The 24,601-nt window shown below is 63.2% G+C and carries 19 protein-coding genes and 1 tRNA gene; 15 read left to right on the forward strand and 5 right to left on the reverse strand.

Translation table 11 applies throughout. The annotated features are described in order from the left end of the window. Nucleotides 1-36: 36 nt before the first annotated feature. Nucleotides 37-2,868: an Rne/Rng family ribonuclease gene (locus ABDJ38_RS04240; RefSeq protein WP_346783813.1), complete on the reverse strand. Its 2,832-nt coding sequence runs from the start codon at nucleotides 2,866-2,868 to the stop codon at nucleotides 37-39. A 487-nt stretch (nucleotides 2,869-3,355) separates the two neighbouring features. Here ABDJ38_RS04240 and ABDJ38_RS04245 point away from each other — a divergent pair, with 487 nt between their 5' ends. From ABDJ38_RS04245 to ABDJ38_RS04295, 11 genes are all read left to right on the forward strand, one after another. Further along, entirely contained in the window at nucleotides 3,356-4,207 is an 852-nt protein-coding gene (locus tag ABDJ38_RS04245) for an N-acetylmuramoyl-L-alanine amidase family protein (protein WP_346783814.1), read from the forward strand. Between the two features lie 68 nt (nucleotides 4,208-4,275). Then, the gene (locus tag ABDJ38_RS04250) at nucleotides 4,276-6,810 is read left to right on the forward strand and encodes a penicillin-binding protein 1A (RefSeq protein WP_346783815.1); all 2,535 of its coding nucleotides are present in this window, start codon (nucleotides 4,276-4,278) and stop codon (nucleotides 6,808-6,810) included. 89 nt (nucleotides 6,811-6,899) lie between these two features. After that, entirely contained in the window at nucleotides 6,900-8,027 is a 1,128-nt protein-coding gene (gene prfB, locus ABDJ38_RS04255) for a peptide chain release factor 2 (RefSeq protein WP_137679130.1), read from the forward strand. Between the two features lie 74 nt (nucleotides 8,028-8,101). Continuing rightward, nucleotides 8,102-8,842 carry a class I SAM-dependent methyltransferase gene (locus ABDJ38_RS04260; protein WP_346783816.1) on the forward strand — a complete coding sequence of 247 codons (741 nt, stop codon included), beginning with the start codon at nucleotides 8,102-8,104 and terminating at the stop codon, nucleotides 8,840-8,842. 24 nt (nucleotides 8,843-8,866) lie between these two features. After that, a complete protein-coding gene (locus ABDJ38_RS04265) occupies nucleotides 8,867-10,273 on the forward strand; it encodes an NAD(P)H-dependent flavin oxidoreductase (protein WP_346783817.1) in 1,407 nt (468 codons plus the stop codon). 58 nt (nucleotides 10,274-10,331) lie between these two features. After that, nucleotides 10,332-10,973 (forward strand): esterase/lipase family protein, encoded by a 642-nt coding sequence (locus tag ABDJ38_RS04270; RefSeq protein WP_346783818.1) that lies wholly within the window; start codon nucleotides 10,332-10,334, stop codon nucleotides 10,971-10,973. 65 nt (nucleotides 10,974-11,038) lie between these two features. Next, the gene (gene efp / locus ABDJ38_RS04275; protein WP_346783819.1) at nucleotides 11,039-11,602 is read left to right on the forward strand and encodes an elongation factor P; all 564 of its coding nucleotides are present in this window, start codon (nucleotides 11,039-11,041) and stop codon (nucleotides 11,600-11,602) included. Further along, nucleotides 11,602-12,042 carry a GNAT family N-acetyltransferase gene (locus ABDJ38_RS04280; protein WP_346783820.1) on the forward strand — a complete coding sequence of 147 codons (441 nt, stop codon included), beginning with the start codon at nucleotides 11,602-11,604 and terminating at the stop codon, nucleotides 12,040-12,042. Before efp ends, ABDJ38_RS04280 begins: the two co-directional genes overlap by 1 nt. An 18-nt stretch (nucleotides 12,043-12,060) precedes the next feature. Beyond that, on the forward strand, nucleotides 12,061-12,882 hold the full coding sequence (locus ABDJ38_RS04285) for an inositol monophosphatase family protein (RefSeq protein ID WP_346783821.1): 822 nt from the start codon (nucleotides 12,061-12,063) through the stop codon (nucleotides 12,880-12,882). 47 nt (nucleotides 12,883-12,929) lie between these two features. Next, nucleotides 12,930-13,014, forward strand: a tRNA-Leu gene (locus ABDJ38_RS04290). Nucleotides 13,015-13,118: 104 nt separating this feature from the next. Next, nucleotides 13,119-14,915 (forward strand): SLC13 family permease, encoded by a 1,797-nt coding sequence (locus tag ABDJ38_RS04295; RefSeq protein ID WP_346783822.1) that lies wholly within the window; start codon nucleotides 13,119-13,121, stop codon nucleotides 14,913-14,915. Between the two features lie 2 nt (nucleotides 14,916-14,917). Here the strand turns inward: ABDJ38_RS04295 and ABDJ38_RS04300 are convergent, their stop codons facing one another. After that, nucleotides 14,918-15,418, reverse strand: coding sequence for a hypothetical protein (locus ABDJ38_RS04300; protein WP_346783823.1), 501 nt, complete (start codon nucleotides 15,416-15,418; stop codon nucleotides 14,918-14,920). Between the two features lie 180 nt (nucleotides 15,419-15,598). On the opposite strand from ABDJ38_RS04300, the gene ABDJ38_RS04305 reads away from it, so the two are divergent. Genes ABDJ38_RS04305 through prsR form a run of 3 tightly spaced genes read left to right on the forward strand, consistent with a single transcriptional unit; the run spans nucleotide 15,599 to nucleotide 20,459 of the window. Then, nucleotides 15,599-16,987 (forward strand): TIGR03013 family XrtA/PEP-CTERM system glycosyltransferase, encoded by a 1,389-nt coding sequence (locus ABDJ38_RS04305; protein WP_346783824.1) that lies wholly within the window; start codon nucleotides 15,599-15,601, stop codon nucleotides 16,985-16,987. Next, on the forward strand, nucleotides 16,987-19,095 hold the full coding sequence (gene prsK / locus ABDJ38_RS04310; RefSeq protein WP_346783825.1) for an XrtA/PEP-CTERM system histidine kinase PrsK: 2,109 nt from the start codon (nucleotides 16,987-16,989) through the stop codon (nucleotides 19,093-19,095). Before ABDJ38_RS04305 ends, prsK begins: the two co-directional genes overlap by 1 nt. Continuing rightward, nucleotides 19,095-20,459: a PEP-CTERM-box response regulator transcription factor gene (prsR, locus tag ABDJ38_RS04315; RefSeq protein WP_346783826.1), complete on the forward strand. Its 1,365-nt coding sequence runs from the start codon at nucleotides 19,095-19,097 to the stop codon at nucleotides 20,457-20,459. Before prsK ends, prsR begins: the two co-directional genes overlap by 1 nt. Here prsR and ABDJ38_RS04320 read toward each other — a convergent pair. After that, nucleotides 20,456-21,535 (reverse strand): DUF475 domain-containing protein, encoded by a 1,080-nt coding sequence (locus tag ABDJ38_RS04320; RefSeq protein ID WP_346783827.1) that lies wholly within the window; start codon nucleotides 21,533-21,535, stop codon nucleotides 20,456-20,458. The two genes, prsR and ABDJ38_RS04320, sit on opposite strands and share 4 nt — an antisense overlap. 103 nt (nucleotides 21,536-21,638) lie before the next feature. Beyond that, nucleotides 21,639-22,508 carry a 3-methyl-2-oxobutanoate hydroxymethyltransferase gene (gene panB / locus ABDJ38_RS04325; RefSeq protein WP_346783828.1) on the reverse strand — a complete coding sequence of 290 codons (870 nt, stop codon included), beginning with the start codon at nucleotides 22,506-22,508 and terminating at the stop codon, nucleotides 21,639-21,641. Between the two features lie 85 nt (nucleotides 22,509-22,593). Between panB and ABDJ38_RS04330 the strand changes: the two genes are divergently transcribed. Further along, nucleotides 22,594-24,030 (forward strand): sodium-dependent transporter, encoded by a 1,437-nt coding sequence (locus ABDJ38_RS04330; protein ID WP_346783829.1) that lies wholly within the window; start codon nucleotides 22,594-22,596, stop codon nucleotides 24,028-24,030. 43 nt (nucleotides 24,031-24,073) lie between these two features. Here the strand turns inward: ABDJ38_RS04330 and ABDJ38_RS04335 are convergent, their stop codons facing one another. Beyond that, entirely contained in the window at nucleotides 24,074-24,544 is a 471-nt protein-coding gene (locus ABDJ38_RS04335) for a pyridoxamine 5'-phosphate oxidase family protein (RefSeq protein ID WP_346783830.1), read from the reverse strand. Between the last annotated feature and the right edge of the window lie 57 nt (nucleotides 24,545-24,601).

Genomic DNA, 24,601 nt, shown 5'->3' on the forward strand with positions numbered 1-24,601 from the left:
GACAAGCGGCCCGCTCGTGTTGCTTTGATAGAGTGATCAGGCGCCAAAAGTGCGCTGCCACCATCCGCCGCGACGCGGCTGCTCTTCGGACGTCTGTTCGCCTGCTTCGCTCTCTTCGGCGGGAGGCGTTTCCGTCTGCGCTGCTTCCTCAGCGGGTGCAGCTTCCTGCGCCGATTGGACCGGGGCCGGGGCCGCCTCTGCCTCGGGCTTGGCCTCGCTTGCCTCCTCCGACGCAGGCGCAGCCTCCTCAGGAGCCGGTTCGGCGACCTTCTTGGCGCGCGAGCGGCGCTTGGGCTTCGGAGCCTCTTCGGCTGGCGCTGCGGCCTCCGTTTCCGCTTCGGGTTTCGGCTCGGCCTTCTTGGCGCGCGAGCGGCGCTTGGGCTTCGGAGTTTCTTCTTCGGCTGGCGCAGCGGCCTCCGCTTCGACTTCGGGCTTCGGCTCGGCCTTCTTGGCGCGTGAACGGCGCTTGGGCTTGGGCGCTTCTTCCGCGACCGGCTCGGCGGTCTCCGCCGCTTCGGCAGCAGGTTCCGCTGCCTCGGCTACTTCGGGAGCGGGACCCTTTTCCTTGCTCTCGGCGGCGTCGGGGCTGGCCTTCTCGGCCGCGCCATCGTCGCCTTGCGAGCTTGCTTCATCCTCGCCCTCGGCGCGGTCCTCGTCACGGCGACGGTTGCGGCCACGGCCACCCCGGCGACGGCGGCGGCGCGGCTTGTCCTCGTCGTCACCCTCCTTATCGCTTTCGCCCGTCTCGGAGGATTCATCGTCCGCGCCGGCATCGCCACCGCTATCCGCGCTGTCGTTGTCACCGTCCTCGGGGCGGCTCTTGTTCCGGCCCCGGCCACCGCGACGGCGACGGCGACGCGAGGACCGGCGCTGATCGCCATCCTCGCTGTCGTCGGTCTCGTCCTCGTTGCCGTCGTCTTCATCCTCGTCGTCAACAGGGTCATCGTCCTCGTCGACGATCTGTTCGAACTTCGGCGTTTCTGTCGGGCGCGGGCCGGAGGAAGTGACGCGCATCTTCGCGCCTTCGTCTTCGCCCTCGGGCTGGACTTCAACCGTCACGCCATAGAGCTTCTCGATCTCGGCAAGATCGGCGCGCTTGGAGTTGAGCAGGTAGATTGAAGCCTCGGTCGAGGCATAGAGCGTAATCAGCGTGCCCTTGCCCTTGGCCGCCTCGTCCTCGATCAGACGCAGCGCCGACAGGCCCGCCGAGCTGGCGGTGCGGACAAGGCCGGTGCCGTCGCAGTGCGGGCACTCGCGCGTGGTTGCCTCGAGCACGCCAGTGCGCAAACGCTGGCGGCTCATTTCCATCAGGCCGAAGCCCGAAATGCGGCCGACCTGAATACGCGCGCGGTCGTTCTTCAGCGCGTCTTTCATCGCCTTCTCGACCTTGCGCACGTTCGAGCCGTGTTCCATGTCGATGAAGTCGATCACCACGAGGCCCGCCATGTCGCGCAGGCGCAACTGGCGCGCGATCTCGCGCGCGGCTTCGAGGTTGGTGTGGAGTGCCGTCTGCTCGATGCCGTGCTCCTTCGTGGAGCGGCCCGAGTTGATGTCGATCGAGACGAGCGCTTCTGTCGGGTTGATGATCAGGTAGCCGCCCGACTTGAGCTGCACCATCGGATCGTACATCGCCGAGAGCTGATCTTCCGCGCCATAACGCTGGAACAGCGGTACCGGATCGGAATAGTGCTTCACCCGTCGCGCATGGCTGGGCATCAGCAGTTTCATAAAGTCGCGCGCGGCCTTGTAACCAGCCTCGCCTTCGACCACGACCTCTTCGATCTCGCGGTTATAAATGTCACGAATGGCGCGCTTGATCAGGTCGCTGTCCGAATGGATCATCGACGGCGCCGACGACTTCATCGTGTTCTCGCGGATCTCGTCCCACAGGCGGGCGAGATAGTCGAAGTCGCGCTTGATCTCGGTCTTGGTGCGAGAAAGCCCGGCGGTACGCACGATCAGGCCCATCGAGCGCGGCAGCGACAGGTCGCTGACGATACTCTTCAGGCGCTTGCGGTCGGAACCCGACGAAATCTTGCGGCTGATGCCGCCGCCATGGCTGGAGTTCGGCATCAGCACGCAGTAGCGGCCCGCCAGCGAGAGATAGGTGGTGAGGGCAGCGCCCTTGTTGCCACGCTCTTCCTTGACGACCTGCACCAGCAGCACCTGGCGGCGCTGGATAACGTCCTGAATCTTGTAACGGCGACGCAGCGCCTGACGCTTGGCGCGGGCTTCGTCGATTTCCTTCGCGCGGCTGCCGCCGCCACCGCGACGGCCATTGCCCTGACGGCGCGCGCGGCCCCGGCCCCGGCCACGACGCGAGCGCTGCTCGCCGTTGTCGTCCTCGCCGGACTCGCTGTCGTCACCTTCGTCATCGCCGTCAGCACTGGCATCTTCGCCATCGCTGTCGTCGTCCTCGCCGTTTTCGACGTGGCCATCCTCGATCGTCGCGACGTCGTCCTTTTCGGAGGTGTCGATCTCTTCGACGCCGGGTTCGCCCTCGTCGTCGTCTCCATCGTGACCGTCGAGGTCGCCATCGTCGCCGTCTTCCTGCTCGCGCAGCGCGGCTTCTTCCTCGGCGGCGGCCTGTTCTTCGGCCAGCAGCGCGTCGCGGTCGGCCTGTGGAATCTGGTAGTAGTCGGGATGGATTTCGCTGAAAGCGAGGAAGCCGTGCCGATTGCCGCCAAAATCGACGAACGCGGCCTGCAGGCTGGGTTCTACCCGTGTAACCTTGGCGAGATAGATGTTGCCCTTGATCTGCTTGTGTTCGGCAGATTCAAAGTCGAATTCCTCAATGCGATTTCCCTGGAGCACCGCCACCCGAGTTTCTTCCGGGTGGCGCGCATCGATAAGCATGCGCGTAGCCATTGATAAGTCTCCGGACAGCGGGGCGCGAGCAGGCGGCGCCTGCGCGGCTGCGCTGTCCCAATGTGTGAATCCCCGTAGCCATGGGCATTTTTCCAGTAGGCTGCGGGGGAGATGGACAGATTCCACGGGCGTTCCGCCCGACGGAACCGTGATTCGTGTCTGCAGCAATGCCAAGGCGCAGCTTCGTGTTCTGCGCAAAGCCCGGTTCGCCTGCGCGGCAGCACAGAGGCTGCGGCTGGGCGAGGGGACTTATGCTTGGCATTACGACATCAACCTGTAACTGCGGCGGAAAGAGGGGGAGCCCTTCCTTTCCAGACCTTTGCCGACCACTTTGGTCGGATTGCATTTCGCTAGCATTCGGGGAAAGGCTCGGCAACCTTGTTGCGCATTCGGGTCAATTTCTCTTTGCATCGTGCTAGGTAAATGCTCGAAGGGCCGACAGTGCCGTGGGGAATAGTGCAATACGGTGTCTGATCGCTTAAAGATAATGCTGATCTTTCTGGCGCCCGTGCTGCTGCTCGGGGTTATTTATGCCTGGGGTCTCACCATTCCTGTGCCTGTTCTCGGCCGCGGCTATGTGGTTCGGATCGATCTGCCTCAAGCCGGGCAACAGCTCGATCTCCCCGAAGTGCTGGGGCCGCAGGACAAGAGCCGGCCGCTGGTGGTTATCGACGCGGGCCATGGCGGGCTTGATCCGGGCGCAGTGGGGCCTGGCTTTCAGGAAAAGCGCATTGTGCTCGGTCTGGCGAAGGCTCTGCGCGACCGGTTGCTCGAAGACGGTGGCGTGCGGGTCGCCATGACGCGCGACGACGATAGCTTCGTGGTCCTCGCCGAACGCGTCGTCATCGCCCGCGAGCTTGGCGCGGACCTGTTCGTCTCGATCCACGCCGACAGCGCCGGCGAGCAGGCTGACGTCCGCGGCGCCAGCATCTATACGCTGAGCGATGCCGCAAATTCGCAGGCGGCCGCCCGCTTTGCCCAGCGCGAGAACGAGGCCGACGTAATCAACGGTCTCGACCTGTCCGGGCAGAATGAAGCGGTCGAGACGATCCTGGTTGAGCTTTCCCAACGGCAAACCGCCGCGCAATCGGACGAGTTCGCCTCGCTGATCGTGCGCGAGGGGGAGGGGCGGCTGGCATTCCATCCCCAGCCACGGCGGCAAGCCGCGCTGGCGGTGCTGCGTGCGCCCGATGTGCCCGCAATCCTGTATGAGGCTGGCTTTGTCAGCAATCCCGACGAGGCCAGGCGACTGGCCTCTGCCGAAGGTCGTGAAAACTTCGCTGAGACCATGGCGAGCGCAATCCGCATCTTTCTTGCCCGCAATGCGGCAGCTCCCTGAACGATCACGTTCAAGCTGTCGCATCTATCTGGCGCCGCACGGCAAGGCCATGCTAAAGGGCGCCGCAAATGAGTGACGATCATACCATGGACGACAGCTCCACCAGCCTTCGCATCCGCCGCAATGCAGGGGCCGCCTTTGGCCGCATCGGCGAGATCTGGCGTGCAAACCTGCTGGTCCGCCTTGCGGGCTACGCGCTGTTGCTGGGGCTGCTGCTCGCCGCCGCCCTGTGGGCCGTGCTGGTGCGCGATCTGCCCGATGCGGAAAGCCTGCTCGACTATCGCCCGAACCTGCCCACCGTTGTGCGCGGGATCGATGGCGAGATCGTCAGCCGCTACGAGCGTGAACGGCGCGTGGAGCTGCAGTTCAAGGACCTGCCGACGCAGCTGGTCAACGCTTATACCTCCGCCGAGGACGAGACCTTCTGGAGCCATGGCGGCATCGATGCCGGCGGCTTCGTCAACGCCGTGATCGACTATATCTCGAAGCTCGGCTCGGGAGAGCGGGCGGTGGGCGGCTCGACCATCACGCAGCAGGTGGCCAAGAACATTCTCGTCGGCAACGAATATTCGGTCACGCGCAAGCTCAAGGAGATGATCCTCGCCACGCGTGTCGAGAGCGTGCTGTCCAAGCGCGAGATCATCACCTTGTACCTGAACGAAATCCCGCTCGGGCGGAGGTCGTTCGGGGTGCAGGCGGCCGCGCGTGCCTATTTCGATAAGGATGTCGACGATCTCGAACTGCACGAGATGGCTTACCTCGCGATCCTGCCGCGTGCGCCGGAAGTCTATAGCCGCGCGAAGAACTTCGAGACCGCGCGCGCCCGGCGCAACTGGGTGCTCGAGCAAATGGAAGACAACGGGCATATTACCGGTGCCCAGATGGAGGCAGCCCAGGCCAGGCCGCTCGGTATCGTCAACAGCTCGAGCAGCAGTCAGACTGCCGATGCGGGCTACTTTCTCGAGGAAGTCCGGCGCGAACTGATCGAACGCTACGGTGAGGAGGCCGACGACGGGCCGAACAGCGTCTATGGCGGCGGGCTGTGGGTACGAACCTCGCTCGATGTCGAAATGCAGGATGCCGCGCGCGACGCGCTGCGCAATGCCATCCTGCGCTACGACAACAACCGCCCCTGGAAAAAGCCGATTGCCACGGTCAATCCGGGCGATGGCGATATGAAGAGCCAACTGCGCAGCTCCTATATCGGCATCAACTATCGTGACTGGCGGATCGCCGTGGTGCTCAGCCGGTCCGGCGGCTCGGGCAGGGTTGGCTTTGCTGACGGTGATGAAGGACGCCTGGCAGGATCGCTGCCGGATGCGCTGAAAACGGGTGACATCATCGCCGTTTCGCCCGAGGGCAATGGCTGGCGCCTACGCGGGATTCCCGAGGTCTCGGGCGGCTTCGTCGCCATGAGCCCGACCACGGGCCGCGTGATGGCAATGCAAGGCGGCTTCGATTCGCGGCTCGGCGCTTTCAACCGTGCAACCCAGGCGCTGCGCCAGCCGGGTTCGACCATCAAGCCGTTCGTCTATGCCACCGGGCTCGACAACGGTATGACACCGGCTTCGCTCATTCCCGACCGGCAATATTGCTACTATCAGGGTGCCAACCTGGGTGAGAAATGCTTCACCAATTTCGGCGGCTCGCGCGGCGGCGGGGAATACCCGATGCGCTACGGGCTGGAGCAGTCGAAGAACCTGATGACCGTCCACATCGCGATGGATTCGGGGATGGAGAACGTGATCAAGACGTTCGAGAACGTCGGCATTGCCGACAAGGATCAATACGATCCCTATCCCGCCTTCGCGCTTGGCGCGGGCGATACCACTGTAATGAAGATGGTGGCCGCCTATTCGATGATGGTGAACCACGGCAAGCTGATCCAGCCTTCGCTGATCGACTATGTGCAGGATCGTAATGGCAAGGTCATCTGGCGCGCCGACGAGCGGGCGTGCAACGGCTGCAACATGGACGAGTGGGACGGCGAGCCCATGCCCCGGTTCGAGCGCATGGGGGCGCAGCGGATGGACCCGCGCACCGCGTTCCAGATCGTCCATATGCTCGAAGGTGTGGTCCAGCGCGGCACCGCAACCCGGTTGAAAGTGCTCGAAATGCCGCTGTTCGGCAAGACCGGCACCAGCTCCGGCCCAACCAACGCCTGGTTCGTGGGCGGCTCGCCCGATATCGTGGCGGGAACCTATATCGGCTTCGACCAACAGTCGCGCACGCTTGGCGGCTATGTTCAGGGCGGCAACACGGCCGCGCCGATCTTCGTCGATTTCGCCAAGGCGACGCGGGATCGCTGGTCGGAACGGCCCTTTATCGCTCCCGATGGGGTGCGAATGGTGCGGATCGACCGGCGCAGCGGACGGCGCGTGTTCGATGGCTGGCCTTCGCAGGAAGCCGATGCGGTGATCTGGGAAGCGTTCAAGCCCGATACCGAGCCACGCCGCAGCGGGCGTGATGGCGATACCATTGCCGCCATGCGCGACCTGATCCTGGCGCAGTTGCGCAGGCGCGAGCAGGGCGGCGGCAATCAGGGCGGTGCTTCCGAGGGCGAGCCGAGCAACTTTGCCGAGGATCAGGGCGGCATCTATTAAAGCGCCGCCCGCGTTCCATGTCCTCAGCCCTTTCCCTTAGCGCCCGGCTGCGCTAGTCGGCGCGCTTTGTTTTAGCGGAGACCAATGCCATGCGTGCCGAAGGGCAGGCCCATATCGACCGGATCGAAGCCGCGCTGGCGCTGGTTCGGAAATCGCTCGACTGGGACGCCGCTCTGCGTCGGCTCGACGAACTGGAAGCGCGCGTGCAGGATCCGGACCTGTGGAACGATCCAAAGCACGCGCAGGCTGTCAGCCGCGAGCACAAGAACCTCAAGGACGCGGTCGAAACCGTGAACGAGATTGCCTCGGAAATGTCCGACGCGGTCGAGTTCATCGAGATGGGTGAGGCCGAGGGTGACGACGAGGTGGTGGCCGATGGCATGGCCACGCTCGCCTCGCTGGCCGAACGGGCCGACCGCGACAAGGTGAAGGCGCTGCTCTCGGGCGAGGCCGATGGCAACGACACCTATATCGAGATCCATTCCGGCGCGGGCGGCACCGAAAGCTGCGACTGGGCCGAGATGCTGTTCCGCATGTACTATCGCTGGGCCGAGAAGCGTGGCTTCAAGGTCGAGGTGGTGGAATATCAGGCGGGCGACCAAGCCGGCATCAAGTCGGCCACGCTGCTGATCAAGGGCGAGAACGCCTATGGCTATGCCAAGACCGAGAGCGGAGTTCACCGCCTTGTCCGCATCAGCCCCTATGACAGCTCGGCGCGCCGCCACACCAGCTTCTCGAGTGCCTGGGTCTATCCGGTGATCGACGACAATATCGAGATCACCGTCAACGATTCGGACCTGAAGGTCGACACCTACCGCGCCTCGGGCTCGGGTGGGCAGCACGTGAACACGACCGATTCCGCAGTCCGCATTACGCACATTCCTTCGGGGATCGTGGTCGCCTGCCAGTCCGACCGCAACCAGCTCAAGAACCGCGTTACCGCCATGAACATGCTCAAGGCCCGCCTCTACGAGCGCGAGATGGCCGAACGCGAAGCTGCGGCGGCAAGCGAATACGAGGAAAAGACCGAGATTGGCTGGGGCCGCCAGATCCGCTCCTACGTGCTCCAGCCCTATCAGATGGTGAAAGACCTGCGCACCGGCGTCACCAGTCCCACGCCCGACGATGTGCTCGATGGCGATATCGACGCGTTCATCGCTGCGGCGCTTGCGCTCAAGGTGACAGGCGAGGCGGTTGAAGTGGACGACGTCGACTAGGATCGCGCGCAATGGAAGGTCATCCAGCTTGCGATCTTTGCCTTCCGCGCTCTGGCGGAGTAATGGCGCCTGCCATGTCTGGCTTGCGCTCTCTGGTTGCCCTTGCATCATTTGCGTTGCTGGCTGCCTGCCAGCAGCCGGACGACGCTCGCGCACCGGGATCACAGGAATTTCCCAAGGCCGACCGGCCCGTTTCCGCTGGCGGGGCGACCGCCTTTTCGAATGAAGAGGCGCGCGACCGGCGGCAGGAAGCCGAAACGGTGATGGACCTCGCCGGGATCGAGCCCGGTATGAGCGTGGCCGATGTCGGCGCGGGTGAGGGCTATTACACCGTCCGCCTGGCCGCCCGCGTGGGCGAAACCGGACGCGTGCTGGCCAACGATATCAACGAGGATGCGCTGCGCCGCCTAGGTAGCAGGGTCGAGCGCGACCGGCTAGATAACGTGTCGATCAAGCCGGGCCTGCCCGACGATCCGCGCCTGCCGGTAAACAGCTTCGACCGCATCATGCTCGTGCACATGTATCACGAGGTGGAGGAGCCCTATGCCTTCCTCTGGCGAGTGCGTCCGGCGCTGCGCGAGAAGGGGCATGTAGTGGTGGTCGATGTCGATCGCCCGATCGACCAGCACGGCATCAGTCCGCAATTGCTGTTTTGCGAATTTGCCCGTGTGGGCTATCGGCTGACCGAGTTTGTTCGCAAGCCGGAAATCGCCGGCTATTATGCCGAGTTCGAAGCGGTCGGAGAACGGCCAGAACCGAGCGCGATAGAGCCGTGTGTTCAGGCCGATGTGGAAGATATGTCCGCCACCAGCTGATCGGTGGCGGCTCAGGGGAAGTAGATGACGTTCAAGGGTTTGAAGCCGATTATGTATGGTGGCCGCGAGGTGTGGCCGCTGGTGGAAGGTGGCAAGGGTGTTTCCGCCACCAACCACGCCAGCTCCGGGGCCTGGGCCGCGGCGGGTGGCATCGGCACGGTCAGCGCGGTCAACGCCGATAGCTACGACGCCGAGGGCAAGATCGTGCCCCAGGTCTATGAGCAGCTGACGCGCAAGGAACGGCATGAACAGCTGATCCGCTATGCCATCGACGGCGGCGTGGAGCAGGTGAAACGCGCTTACGATATTGCTGGCGGCAAGGGCGCGATCAACATCAATGTGCTGTGGGAAATGGGCGGGGCGCAGCCCGTGCTCGAAGGCATTCTGGAGCGCACCAAGGGCCTGGTCACCGGCGTGACCTGCGGCGCGGGCATGCCCTACCGCTTGTCCGAAATCGCGCAGCGCTATGACGTGCACTATCTGCCCATCGTCAGCTCCGGCCGTGCCTTCCGCGCCTTGTGGAAGCGCGCCTATCACAAGGTTTCGCACCTGTTGGCGGCGGTGGTCTACGAAGACCCTTGGCTGGCGGGCGGTCACAATGGCCTCTCGAACGCGGAAGATCCGAAGAAGCCGCAGGATCCCTATCCCCGTGTGGCCGAACTGCGCGCGATGATGCGCAAGGAGGGCGTGGCCGAAAGCGTACCGATCGTGATGGCTGGCGGCGTCTGGTATCTGCGCGAGTGGAACGACTGGATCGACAACGACGAGCTTGGCCCGATCGCATTCCAGTTCGGCACCCGCCCGCTGCTGACCGAGGAAAGCCCGATCCCGCAGGGCTGGAAAGATGCGCTGCGCACGATCCAGCCCGGCGATGTGGAGCTGCACCGCTTCAGTCCCACCGGCTTCTATTCGAGCGCGGTGCGCAACCCGTTCCTGCTCGACCTGATGGCGCGGTCGGACCGACAGATCCCGTATAGCCGCGTCTCGGCGGGCGAGCACACCGTGCAGCTCGACGTGGGTGTGAAAGGCAAGAACTTCTGGGTCACACCCAAGGACCTGGAACGGGCACGGGCCTGGGTGGCCGAGGGTCACACCACCGCGCTTAAGACGCCTGACGACACGGTGATCTTTGTCACCCCGGAAAAGCGCGCTGAAATCCGCAAGGATCAGGCCGATTGCATGGGTTGCCTGTCGCACTGCGGGTTCTCGAGCTGGAAAGACCATGACGACTACACCACTGGTCGCCTTGCTGATCCGCGCAGCTTCTGCATCCAGAAGACCTTGCAGGAAATCGCCCATGGCGCTCCGGTGGAGGAGAACCTGATGTTCGCCGGCCACGCGGCCTATCGCTTTGCGCAAGACCCGTTCTATTCGAACAACTTCACTCCCTCGGTGAAGCAGTTGGTCGACCGCATCCTGACCGGGGACTGATCTGGGCGGCAAGGCCAATCCGCCGCCCTTGCGCAATACGCTGCGCGAGGGACTGGCTTTGCCGGCTTTGCTTGCCAACCCTCTTCGCCCGCCGCGCAAAGGCAAGCGGATCGGGGAAGGGCGGGCGGTGCTGGTCATTCCCGGCCTGGCCACGGGCGATGTGTCTACCCTGCTGATGCGCCGCACCTTGCGCGCACGGGGGTTCGTGCCGAGCGGGTGGCGGCTCGGGATGAACCACGGGGCCGACCTTGCCAAGCTCGCCCGGCTCGAAGCGCGGATTGCCGCGCTGCACAGCCAGACAGGGCGCAAGGTGGTGCTGATCGGGTGGAGCCTTGGTGGCCTTTATGCCCGTATCCTTGGGCAGCGTGTGCCCGGGCATATCGCTTCGGTCATCACCGTCGGCAGTCCGTTCTCGGGCGGGCGGCGAGACAACGCCGGGTGGCGATATTACGAGATGATCAACGATCACACCGTCGACAATCCGCCTTTCGCCGAGGATTTCAGCATAAAGCCGCCGGTGCCGACCGTGGCAATCTGGTCGGCTATCGACGGGATCGTCGCGGCCCATTCGGCGCGCGGGCGCGACGACGAGAGCGATCTGCGCCTCGAAGTCAGGGCCCAGCACTTCGCACTCGGCACCTCGCGGCGTTGCATCGAGCAGGTCATCGAGGCCATCACCATGGCCGATGCGCTCGGCTGAGCTTGCTGCTCGGCGCAACTGCGGCTAGGGCGCGTGCCAATCTCTTTGAAATCGGAAGCAGACCCATGAAGATCAGCGGCGTGGACATCCGTCCCGGCAATATCATCGAATACGAAAAGGGCATCTGGAAGGTCGCCAAGATCCAGCATACCCAGCCCGGCAAGGGCGGTGCCTATATGCAGGTCGAGATGAAGAACCTCATCGACGGCCGCAAGACCAACGTCCGCTTCCGCAGCGCCGATACGGTCGAAAAGGTGCGTCTGGACACCAAGGACTACCAGTTCCTCTATGAGGACGGCGATATGCTGGTGTTCATGGACACCGACACCTTCGAGCAGATCCATCTGCCGAGCGACCTGCTGGGCGATGCCCGCCCCTTCCTTCAGGACGGCATGCAAGTTTCGCTCGAACTGTGGGAAGAGCGTCCGATCTCGGTCGAGCTGCCAAGCCAGATCGAAGCCACCATCGTCGAGGCCGACGCCGTGGTGAAAGGCCAGACTGCTTCTTCGAGCTACAAGCCTGCCGTGCTCGATAACGGCGTGCGTATCATGGTCCCGCCGCACATCGAAAGCGGTACCCGGATCGTGGTCGACGTTTACGAACAGAGCTACGTTGGGAAGGCTGGCTGATGCAGATCGCCCAGGCCGGGATCGATGATCTTGACCTGCTTGTCCCGCTGTTCGAATCGTATCGCGCCTTTTACGGCGGCCAACCACAACCCGAAAAGGCCCGCAACTTCCTGCGTGAACGCATGGAGCGCAGCCAGTCGGTTGTTTTGTTGGCTCGCGAGGGTGAAGAGGCTGGCGGTTTCGTTCAGCTCTATCCGCTGTTTTCCTCTGCCGCGATGGCTGACGTGCTGGTGCTCAACGATCTTTTCGTCGCGCCCAAACATCGCCGCAAGGGTCTCGCCGCAAGGTTGGTGAAGGCGGCAGAAGAATACGCTGTTGGGCAAGGTGTCAGTCGGCTTCGCCTGAGCACGCAGCACAGCAACACCTGCGCACAGGCGTTATATGAAGCTGCGGGTTGGGAACTTGACCGAGAATTCCGTACCTATAACCGCGCCCTCTAGATTTCAGGAAAAGGCATCATGGCAGCAATTTCAGGCCTCATTCGCGTGATGGAAAAGGCCGCCCGCAAGGCGGGTGCCCGCCTGCGTCGCGACTTCGGCGAAATCGAGAACCTGCAGGTCAGCCGCAAGGGCCCGGCCGACTTCGTATCCAAGGCAGACGAAGCCTCCGAGCGCATCCTGTGGGATGAATTGAAGGCGGCGCGGCCCGGTTGGGGCTATCTGCTCGAAGAGGGCGGCGAGATCGAGGCGGAGCCGGGGCAGCCGCGCTTCATCATCGACCCGCTCGACGGCACCAGCAACTTCCTCCACGGCCTGCCGCACTTCGCGATCTCGATCGCGGTGCAGGAGCGCAAGCTCGGCTCGGACGAGTGGGGCGAGGTCACGGCCGGTGTCATCTATCAGCCGATCACCGACGAGACTTTCTGGGCCGAGAAAACGCGCGGCGCTTGGCTGCAAGATGCACGGCTGCGCGTTTCAGGTCGCAGGCAGCTCAGCGAGGCGCTGATCGCCACCGGCACGCCCTATCAGGGCCACGGCAACTTCTCCGAATGGACCCGCATCTTTGGCCGTGTCGGCCCGAACGTTGCTGGCATTCGTCGCTATGGCGCGGCCTCGCTGGATCTTGCCTGGCTCGCCGCTGGCCGGTTCGACGGGTTCTGGGAAAGCGATCTTTCGGCTTGGGACACCGCCGCGGGCTGTCTGCTGGTGCGCGAAGCTGGCGGTTTCGTCTCCGACTATCGCGGGCGCAGCCTCACCATTTGCGACAAGCAGGTGATCGCCGGGAATGACCAGATGCACTCGCGTCTCCACAAGCTGGTGACAGAAGCGCTGAAGGCATAGCTTGTCATGGCGTGCGGCGGGCTGTATCGGCTTGCCGCCTGACCGATGCCTCCGTGGCGGAATTGGTAGACGCGCTCGACTCAAAATCGAGTTTCTTCGGAAGTGCCGGTTCGAGTCCGGCCGGAGGTACCAGGCATCGAGAGGGGCGCTCACGGCGCCCCTTTTTCGTTTTCTGCGTACAAGTTGCTATGATGTCTTTGCTTCACCTGCGCGCAAGGCTGGGATAGAGGGCGCTTATGCTCGCAATGCCTTCTTACCATGCGCTCGCAGCCATGGTGCTGACCGTCGCCGTGTTCTACCTGTTCGCGCGGGGGAAGATGTCGACCGAGATTGTTTCGCTCGGCACCATCGCGGTGATTGCGGTTGGCCTCTATTTCTATCCCTTGCCCGATACCCTGCCGACCGATGGCTTCGCGCTCGCTTTCGGGGGATTTGGCCACTACGCGCTGATCACGATCTGCGCGCTGATGATCATGGGACGCGGGCTGGTGGTGACCGGCGCACTCGATCCGGTGTCGCGCGCGCTCGAACGGGTGTGGAAGGTCAATACCCAGCTCGGCCTGTTCGTCTCACTGGGAATCGCCATGGGCCTTTCCATGATCGTCAACGATACGCCGGTGCTGGTGTTGCTGTTGCCAATCTTCGTCGCGCTCGCCCAACGCGGGGCGATGCCTGCTTCAAAGACACTCATCCCCATCAACGCCGCCGTTCTGATCGGCGGCATGGCGACCACCATCGGCACCTCGACCAACCTGCTGGTGGTCGGCATCGCAGTCGATCTCGGCATGCCGCAGATGAGCGTGTTCCACTATACCCCGATCGTGCTGGCGGCGGGTCTGGTCGCGTTCCCCTACCTGTGGCTGGTGATGCCGCGCCTGTTGCCCGATAACTCGCCCGACAAGGACCATGTCGAGCGCCGCTTCTTCGCCAAGCTGCGCGTAACCGAGCTGAGCGGGCTGGTGGGCAAGCACTTCGATGAAATCGTCGACACGCTGCCGGAAGATTTTCGCTTCGAGGAGCGGCCGACGGGTCCGTTCGAGGCGGGCCAGCGGATGATGATCTCAGGCACCCATTCCGGGCTTGAAAATGCAATGCGACTGCTGCGCGGGCCGGTAGCGCCCGCTTGGGTGATCGACCGCATCCAAAGCGAGGGGAAGGCGCGGGGCGAGGACATCGAGGTCGTTGAGATGATTGTGACCGGCGACAGTCGCCTGATCGGCCGCACGCTGGCCAGCAGCAATATCGCCGATCACTATGGCGTGGCCGTGCTAGGCATCCACCGCCCGGCCAAGCCGCTGGCCGAGGATCGCGGCAATGTCGATGCCGATGTGCGCCTCGCTGAAGGCGACGTCTTGCTGGTGATGGGGCTGGGCGATGGGCTGGAAGCCTTCACCGCTGGCGACGGCCTGCTCCGGCTCGAGGGTGCGCGCGAGATGCCGCGTCGGTCCAAGGCGCTGATCGCGGCTGCGATCATGTTCGGCTCGGTCGCCTTCGCCTCGGCCGGGCTGGTGCCGATTGCCATCTCCGCGCTGGCCGGCGCCATCCTCATGTTCGTGACCGGCTGCGTGAAGTTCGACCGGGTGGGCAGGGCGCTCTCGGGCAAGGTGATCGTGTTGGTCGCCGCCAGCATCGCTATCGGGCGCATCGTGCTCGATAGCGGCGCGGCCATGTGGCTGGGCGAGGCGCTGGCGCTAGGCCTGCAACATCTGCCACCGGCAGGCGTGATCGCCGCGATCATGCTGTTCGTTACCGTGTTGACCAACTTCGCCTCAAACGCCACGGCAGCCACTGTCGGTACGCCCATCGCATTCAATCTCGCCACGCAACTGGGCATGCCGCAGGAGCCGCTGGTGCTGGCCGTGCTGTTCGGCTGCAATCTGTGTTACGCGACGCCCATTGCCTATCAGACCAACATGCTGATCATGGCCGAGGGTCGGTATTCCTTCGCTGACTATCTGCGCACGGGTGTGCCGCTAGTGCTCATAATGGTCACCACGCTCAGCATCCTGCTGGCGATCAGCTACGGGATGTAGGCTTAGTCGCGCCGGGCCTTGCCGCTGCGCAAGGTAGAAGCGCGTTCGAGCGCTGCCAGCTGGATTTCGCGCTGGGTTGGGTCGAGCATGCCTGCCTCACGCAAGCCCTCGACCAGCGCCTCGTATTCCTCCTCGCTAAGACTATCGAGATAGGCCTGCGAGTAGCCCGCAAGGGACGAGCGAGTTCCTCCGCTCATAGCTCGGGACGGTGCGATCATACCGCCCGCTTGCACCGGCCGCATCATCGGTGCTCCGAAGGTGTCATCTGACTCCTTATAGAAATCGCCCGATTCGTCTGCGTTGGCGGATCTGTTGCTGTCGCGGCGCAGCAGCCTGGGATTGTTTTGCACGGCATCGGCTTGGGGGGGCTCGGCCTGTTCGGCCTGTACTTCACGATGGCTCCCGTCTGCCAACAACGCCACGAGCGTGGTGAGCGCAACCGTGGCCATAGCAAAGTGCTTGAAAAGGTTGGCCGGTACGGGGGGCTTCCTGATCTTTGCCATCGCAGGTCTAGCTAACTGATTAACCCTTAATATTCGCGTCCAATTTATGGTAAATTTGGTGTTTCGCACATTCCAGGTTGCGCGCTCCAGGCCGCCTGGTTGTAAAATTTACCGACAATTTATCCTTATCGGCTAACGCTCAGTGGCCGGGCTCGTGACCGGGGACAAACGGCAGGAATCATGATCCGACTATTCAAACACTACATCCCGCACGCTGTGCTGCTGCTCGGCTTGCTCGATTTCGTGTTGTTGCTACTGGGTGCCAATCTCGCGTGGACCTTCCGCGCGACGCAAATTGGAATGGAGCCCGGAACCCTGCCACAGCGGCTCGTTCCGCTGAGTGCCTTTGCCGTGACCACGCTTGCCGCAATGATCTCCGTGGGCGTTTACGGCGCCGACGCGCTGCGTTCGATGCGATTTGCCTGCGCGCGCCTGCTCGTCGCGGTGAGCCTTTCCATCCTTGCGCTTGCGCTGATCGACTTCCTCTTGCCGGGACACACCTTCTGGCGATCGACGCTTCTTTATTCGATGGGACTCTCCATCGCCCTACTGGTGACGAACCGGCTGCTGGTGGGCGGGCTGCTCGGCACGGCGGCCTTTCGCCGCCGCGTGCTGGTGCTTGGCGCGGGCCCACGAGCGCAGCGCTTGCTTGAACTGAGCGAGCGGCCCGGGAGCGGATTTGGCATAGTCGGCTATATCGCCATGGGCGAGCAGCAGAACAATCTCATCGCAGAGGCCATCGCGCGTTCGGCGATCCACGATCTGGCCAAATTCGTCAGCAATCTGGGTGTGACCGAAGTTGTGCTGGCGCTGGAAGAACGACGCAATGCGCTGCCTCTGAAAGACTTGTTGAGGATCAAGACGGCAGGCGTGCACGTCAACGACTTCTCGAGCTTCCTTGAGCGCGAAACAGGCCGCGTCGACCTCGATACGCTCAACCCGAGCTGGCTGATCTTCTCCGATGGCTTCTCATCGAGCCGGATGTTTTCGAGTTTCGGAAAGCGCGTTTTCGATGTGGCCGCCAGCCTCACCTTGCTGGCACTGACCTTTCCGGTGATTTTGTTTTTTGCTCTTGTCATCAAACTGGATTCGAAGGGCCCGGCTTTCTTCCGGCAGGAGCGGGTGGGGCTCTACGGCCAGAAGTTTGAGCTGGTGAAGCTGCGTTCGATGCGGACCGATGCTGAAAAGGACGGGGCCAAATGGGCTGACAGGGACGATCCGCGCATCACCCGCGTTGGCCGACTGATCCGCAAGATCCGCGTCGATGAGCTGCCGCAGGTGTGGACGGTCCTCAAAGGCGAGATGAGCTTCGTTGGCCCGCGGCCCGAAGTGCCCAAGTTCGTTGACGAACTGGATGCCGATCTGCCTTATTATGCCGAACGGCACATGGTGAAGCCGGGCATCACGGGCTGGGCGCAAATCAATTACCCTTATGGCGCATCGGTCGAGGATGCGCGCGCCAAGCTGGAGTATGACCTCTACTATGCGAAGAACTATACGCCCTTTCTCGACCTGCTGATCCTGCTGCAGACGCTGCGTGTAGTGCTCTGGCCTGAAGGTGCCCGGTAATGGGGCCGCTGTGGTTCCTGTTTGTCTCTTTTCTGTTCGTGGCAGCGGCTTCGGGCGCGGCAGTGCTTGCGCTTTGGCTCATTTCCAGCGAGCGCGCAAAAAGCCCGTCTAAGACGGCCAGCGCAATCGCACTCGGGATATCGAGTGCTTGGGCCTTTTGCGCGACTGGTTTCGGCTATCTCTCCATTCCGGCGCAACTGCTGCTCTCCGCCTCCTATCTCGCCTGGCTCTGGCTGCTCTATCGACTGTTTGGAGACGATGACCGCGACAAGAAGCTGGCACCGATCCGGCCTGTGGTGGCCTCGTTAGCGCTGGTCGAGCTGCTACACCTGGCAACGCTGCTGACCCTGTTCAACCATCTGGGCAACTCCGCGCAGGCGCAAGTGATCGGTCATTTTGTCGTCATATTTCGCCTGTTGTTCTGCGTTGGCGCGCTGGTCTTGGTACACAACCTCTATGCCGGGGCCGAGCAGCAGGCCCGCCAATCGCTGCGCTGGCCCGCCGCGGCGATGGGGGCAATGTGGCTTTACGACCTCAACTTCTACACCATTGCCTATCTGCTCAACCAACCGCCAGAGCTGCTGGCGCAATTGCGTGCAATGGCATTGCTGGCGGCGGTGGTGCTGCTCGCGGTCGGTTCGCTCCGCAACGAGTCCGAGCTGAAATTCCGGCCCTCGCGCACCTTTGCGTTTCAGTCCTTCTCGCTGCTGGTGATCGGCACCTACCTCGTGGTGATGGTGGTGGTGGCGCAGGCAATTTCCTATGCGGGCAACGCCTATGCTCCAACCATGCAGGCCGTCTTTATTCTGGCGGCGAGCGTAGTGGCCCTCGCGGTGCTGCCTTCGCCTAAGCTGCGCCGCTGGTTGCGGGTAATGGTGTCCAAGCACCTGTTCCAGCACCGCTACGACTACCGCACCGAGTGGCTACGCTTCACGGACACCATTGGGCGCGCCGGGCCGCAGGCACCTCCTTTGCCGCAGCGTATCGTGCAAGCCGTGGCCGACGTTACCGATAGCCCGGCAGGGTTATTGCTCACTCCGCTTGACGAAGGCGGGCTGGCGCTTGCCGCGCGCTGGCAATGGAGCACGATTGAGGTTCCGGGCGTGGCTGTTTGCTGCGAGAGCGCGCGCTTTTTCGAGCAAAGCCAGTTCATCCTCGACCTCGACGACCTGCGCGCCGGACGCGAACAGGATATCCCTCAAGGCGCCTATCCCGACTGGCTGTTTGAGGACGAGCGCGCGTGGGCGGTGGTCCCGCTTGTCCACTATGAACGCCTCGTTGGCCTCGTGGTGCTGGCACGCCCGCCACTGGCACGCCAGCTAGACTGGGAGGACTTCGACCTGCTGCGCGTGGTCGGCCGTCAGCTCGCGAGCTACCTCGCCGAGCATGCGAGTCAGGATGCGCTGGGCGAAGCGCAGCGGTTCGACGAGTTCAACCGCCGCATCGCCTTCGTGATGCACGACATCAAGAATCTCGCCAGCCAGCTTTCGCTGCTGGCACGCAATGCCGAACTACACGCCGACAAGCCCGAATTTCGCGCGGACATGCTGCTGACGCTGAGAAACTCGACCGACAAGTTGCAGGGCCTGCTGGCACGCCTCGGTCGCTACGGGGCCCAGTCCGGTGCGGTTCGCGAGCAAATCGATCTGGCAGCCCTGATCCGTTCGGTCGCCGGGCAATACAGCGCGCGGCATGAGGTGATCGCAACAAAGCATCCAACCTGCTTCATTGAAGCCAACACCGAAGCGCTCGAACAAGCGCTGGTCCATCTGGTGCAGAACGCCATCGAGGCGAGCGCTTCGAATTCGCCGGTGACGCTCGACCTGCGCGTGGAGCAGGGCACCGCGATTATCGAAGTTGCTGACAACGGTGTTGGCATGAGCCCCGAGTTCATCCGCACACACCTGTTCAAGCCGTTCCATTCCTCCAAGCCTGGCGGCTTCGGCATCGGCGCATTCGAGGCGCGCGAGATGATCCGCGCCATGGGCGGGCGGCTCGACGTCGAATCGCGCGAAGGACAGGGGACGCGCTTTTTACTCCGTCTGCCGACCAGCACAGCTGCCGCCGCGCAGTCCGATATCAACGATGTAAACGCCGAGGTGGCATGATGAGTGATCCCAAACCGACCCTGTTGATCGTCGAGGACGATGAAGGGCTGCAGGCACAGCTGAAGTGGTCTTACGACGATTTCGAGGTAGTGATCGCGGGTGACCGCGAAAGCGCGCTCGCCGCGCTGCGCGCGCATACGCCGCCGGTGGTCACCCTCGACCTTGGCCTGCCGCCCGATCCTGACGGCACGAGTGAGGGTTTTGCCGTGCTCGATGCGATCATGGCGCTGAAGCCTGACACCAAGGTCATCGTCGCCTCGGGCCATGGTGCGCGTGAAAGCGCCTTGCAGGCCATCGAGCGCGGCGCCTATGATTTCTACCAGAAGCCGGTCGATATCGACCAGCTCGGCCTGATCGTGCGCCGGGCGCTCAACCTGCACCAGATCGAATGCGAGAACCGTGCGCTGGCTGAGAGGGTCGGCGAGGAAAAGACCGTGCTCGGCCGCATGATCACCGCTGCGCCCGAGATGGTGAAGGTCGCGCGCACCATCGAGCGGGTCGCCAACACCAATGTCTCGGTCATGCTGCTGGGCGCAAGCGGCACGGGCAAGGAGCTGCTCGCCAAAGGCCTGCACGATGCCAGCAACCGGCGCGAAGGGGCCTTCATCGCGATCAACTGCGCGGCGATCCCCGAAAACTTGCTCGAAAGCGAGCTGTTCGGGCATGAGAAGGGGGCCTTTACCGGTGCCGTGAAAACTACCGAGGGCAAAATCGAGCTGGCCGATGGCGGCACGCTGTTCCTCGACGAAGTGGGCGATATTCCGCTGCCGTTGCAGGTCAAGCTGCTGCGCTTCCTGCAGGAGCGCACAATCGAGCGCATCGGCGGTCGCAAGGCGATCAGCGTCGATACGCGGATCGTCTGCGCTACCCACCAGAACCTCGAAAGCATGATTACGGAGGGCTCGTTCCGCGAAGACCTGTTTTATCGCCTCGCTGAGGTGGTGATCAAAATCCCCAGCCTTGCCGAGCGGCCGGGCGATGCGGTGCTGCTGGCCAAGGCCTTCCTCAAGCGGTTCGCCAAGGAAATGAACCCCGCCGTAACGGGCTTCTCTTCCGATGCGCTCGCCGCGATCGACAGCTGGGGCTGGCCGGGCAACGTCCGCGAGCTGGAAAACCGCGTGAAACGCGCGGTCATCATGGCCGATGGCAAGCTGGTGGGGGCCGAGGATCTCGATCTGGACGCGGGCGAGGAAGTGGCGGGTGAAGTGCTCAACCTCAAATGCGCGCGCGAACAATCAGACCGCAAGATGATCCGCCACGCACTGGCGCGCAGCGAGGGCAATATCTCGAACACGGCCAAGCTGCTGGGGATCAGCCGCCCGACGCTATACGACCTGCTGAAGCAGTACGACTTGCAGGCCTAGGCTTGGGACGATGGCTCCGCCTCGCCCGGGACTGCCCCGTGGCGACGGTTGAACCGGACCGACCACCACAGCGAGAACCCGATCAGCGTCGCTCCGATCAGACCGGTGAAGACCTCGGGAATATGCACGAGGGCCGATAGCAGCATGATCGCGCCAAGCACGATGATCGCCCAGAAGGCGCCGTGTTCAAGGTAGCGGTATTCGGCAAGAGTGCCTTGGCGGACAAGGTGGATCGTCATCGATCGCACGAACATGGCTCCGATAGAGAGCCCCAGCGCAATCACGATCATGTTGTTCGACAGGGCAAAGGCGCCGATCACGCCATCGAAGCTGAACGAAGCGTCAAGCACCTCGAGATAGAGGAATCCGCCCAGGCCCGAACGCATCACGGCGCCGCTCGCCTTCTTGGCCTGTTCCTTCTGGTCAAGCCAGGAGCCTAGCGCGTCGACCGCAATATAGGTGGCAAGGCCCAGTATGCCTGCCGTAAGGAAAGTCAGCGCCTCCGCTTCAGTCAGGAAAGTGGAAATAACCCACAAGACCACCAGCAGGAGGCCAATCTCGATTGCGGGCAAAGCAGACACACGCGACAGGCGCGTTTCTATCGCGGTGATCCAGTGAACGTCCTTCTCGCCGTCGAAGAAGAACTTGAGGCCGACCATCGCGAGAAAGGCGCCGCCGAAGCCGGCAATGCCGATATGCGCTGACGATACGATCCGTTCGTATTCCTGCGGATTGTTGAGCGAGAGATCGATCGCCTCTATCGGACCGATCCCCGCGGCGATGGCGACGATGGCAAGCGGGAAGATGATGCGGGTGCCGAACACGGCGATGGCAATGCCCCAGACGAGGAAGCGTTGCTGCCATTTCTCGTCCATCTCCTTGAGCACGGTGGCATTGACCACCGCGTTATCGAAGCTGAGCGAAACCTCCAGCACCGAAAGGATTGCCACGATCCAGAGGATCTCCAGCATCCCGCCAAAGCTGCCTGTGCTCGCTGCCCCATACCATACCGCCAGCCCGAAGCAGACGAGTGTGAAAACGAGCGAGAATTTATAGTAGCGCAGCAGTGTGGACATGAACCAGGCATCCCGCCGTGAGAAAGTTGGGTCGGTTGCGAACTAGGGAGCGCTAGGCGGGTGAGGCTGACGGCGCAAGCACTGCCCCCAGATACCCGTTGCGCTACTTAGGTTGATAGGTCTGATCTGGACCGGGAAAGCTGCGCTCGCGCACCTCCGTGGCGTAGGTCTCGGCGGTGCGGCTGATGAGGCCGGCCATGTCTTCATAGCGCTTCACGAAGCGGGGGACGCGTTCGAACATCCCGAGCATGTCCTCGGTAACCAGCACCTGCCCGTCGCACTGCGCAGAAGCGCCGATGCCGATGGTGGGGCAGCTCACCGCCTCGGTCACGGCGATGGCGATGGGTTCGACCACGCCTTCTACAACAATGGCAAAGGCGCCCGCATCGCACAGGGCCTTTGCATCGCTGACGATCTTGTCCGCCTCGGCATCGGAGCGCCCGCGCGCGCCATAACCGCCGAGCACATTCACCGCCTGTGGAGTGAGCCCGACATGGCCCATCACCGGAATCCCACGCTGGACGAGGAAAGCGACCGTTTCGGCCATGGCCGCGCCGCCTTCGAGCTTTACGGCAGCCGCGTTGCTTGCCTTCAGCAGCGTGGCGGCGGCTTCGAACGCGGCCTCGGGCGAGGCCTCGTAGGCGCCGAAGGGCATGTCGACCACGACCACCGAATGGTACGATCCGCGCACCACGGCGGCGGCATGGTTCGCCATCATGTCGAGCGTGACAGGGATGGTCGAGGGCAGGCCGTAAATCACCTGTCCCAGCGAATCTCCGACCAGCAGCATATCGCAATGCGGATCGAGCAGTTGGGCCTGCCGCGCAGTGTAGGCCGTGAGCATGACGATCGGTTCGGCGGTGACGCCTTCCACCTTGCGCGCACGGATCGCAGGCACCGTCAGCCGTTTCATCGGCGCAGGCGTGGGATTGGCGCGGCTGGTGGAGGTATCGAGCGTGAAGCTGGTGGACATGGTTTGCTTCTAGCAGATGGATCACTCGACGCGAGGGGCTTTTCCATGCATGTTCGCGGGATTGGTGGGACTTCAAGGGGTTTGTATGGTTGGATCCGGCGCAGTAGCGGCGAACGACGGCTGGTCGTCGCGCACGGCATTCCTGATGGCGGCGATCGGTGCCGCCGTGGGGCTGGGCAACATCTGGCGTTTTCCAACTCTGGCTGGTGAAAATGGCGGCGGCGCCTTCGTGCTGGTCTATGTCGTGTGCGTGGCGTTGATCGGCATGCCCATGGTGTTGACCGAGGTGCTGCTCGGGCGTGCGGGCGGGGGGCATGCCGATGCGGTGGGATCGGTGGCCGACGTGGCCGAACGCTCGGGCCGCAGCCGCAAGTGGGGCGCTTTTGGCCTGATCGAGGTGATCGCAGCCTTCTTCATCCTGTCGTTCTATTCGGTAGTGGCGGGCTGGGTGCTCAACTACGTGTTCCTGTCGGGCGGGGATGTGCTGTCAGTCGTGCTGGCGGGCAATCCCCTGTCGCCGGCCTTCGTCGGCCAAAGCCAGGCCGAGGTAACGGGCATGATGGGCACGCTATTCAGCTCGCCTGGACGGATGATTGCCTTGCACTCGCTGTTCATGGCCGTGACCCTGGGGATCGTGATGCTCGGGGTGGGCGGAGGTATCGAGAAGGCGGCCACCTGGCTAATGCCGGCCTTCTTCGTGCTGCTGGTTCTGATCACGATCTACGGCGCGTTCGCAGGTTCCTTTGCCGAGGCGGTGGTCTTCCTGTTTACACCCAACTTCTCGGCCCTGACCCCGCTGGCGGTGAACGAGGCGCTGGGGCAGGCGTTCTTCTCGCTCAGTCTCGGTTCTGCCGCGCTCATTACCTACGGTTCCTATGTCCCTGCTCGGGTAAGCCTCGGCTCGACCGCGGCGATGATCGCGGCTGCCGATACGGGGGTGGCGCTCCTTGCTGGCCTGATGATTTTCCCCATCGTGTTTGCTGCCGGGCTCGATCCTGCAGCGGGGCCGGCGCTTATTTTCCAGTCTTTGCCGGTGGCCTTTCAGGGGATGCCGGGCGGTGCGCTGGTGGGGTTGGCCTTCTTCTTGCTGATCTTCTTTGCCGCACTCACCAGCTCGATTTCGCTGCTGGAGGGACCGACCGCCTTTGCCATGTCAGCTTTCAAGCTCCGGCGCGGACCGGCGGCGATTTTGGTGGCCGTGTTGGCCTTCGCGATCGGGATTGCCTGTGCGCTGGGCTACAATGTGTGGTCGGACGTTCGACCGCTGGCGTTCTGGAGCGTCTTCGAAAACACCAACATCCTCGATTCTATCGACGGGGTGACGGGCAAGCTGATGTTGCCGCTGGCGGGGCTGGGCCTTGCGGTGTTTACCGGCTGGCGTGCCGACCGACGTCTGGTCGAAGCCGAGAGCGGTCTTTCGGGCGCAACCTTTGTGCTGTGGCGGGGGCTGGTCGCGTGGTTGGCACCAGTCGCGGTCGGTCTTATCCTGCTGTTCGGATTGTTCCCCGGCCTGTTGGGTTAGGGGCCGGGCCGCCCCAAAGGGATAGGGCGGCCTGGCCACGTAATCAGAGCATTGTTTCGGCGTGCTCGTCCTTCGCTTCATCGAGCATGTCGAAGCCGAACAGCATGCGCGCCGTATCGAGGAAGCCGAGGTCCGAGTTCCACAGCTCGGCCTGGCCCAGATCCATCCGGAGGAGGATCAGCTCGGGATCCTGCTTGCCCTGCGGATACCAGGCTTCGACCGGCTTGCCCCAGAATTGCTCGAGCCGTTCGCGGCTTGGCTCTTCGCTGAGCACACCGTTGAAACGGGCGAACATCTCGTGGTCCTTGGCGGCGAAGGTCGCGGTCACGGGGCCACCTTTGGCGAGGGCAGAGGAGCGGCGACCGAAGAACCAGATCGCGTGATTGGCATCCTTGTCGAGCTGCGCAGTCATCGGAACGGCAGTGGCGGGGTCGGTGTCCTGCTGGAGGAAGACGAACGGGCTGTCGTCGAGGGCCTTCCAGAACTTGTGTTTGAGCGCTTTGGTGTCGGTCATGAACAATCTCCTTTGTTTACCAACGGCGTGTCGGCCTTGCGGTTCCGCTCTTGTCAT

Origin of the sequence: Aurantiacibacter flavus, from assembly GCF_039710615.1 — a bacterium.
Classification (GTDB): domain Bacteria; phylum Pseudomonadota; class Alphaproteobacteria; order Sphingomonadales; family Sphingomonadaceae; genus Alteraurantiacibacter; species Alteraurantiacibacter flavus.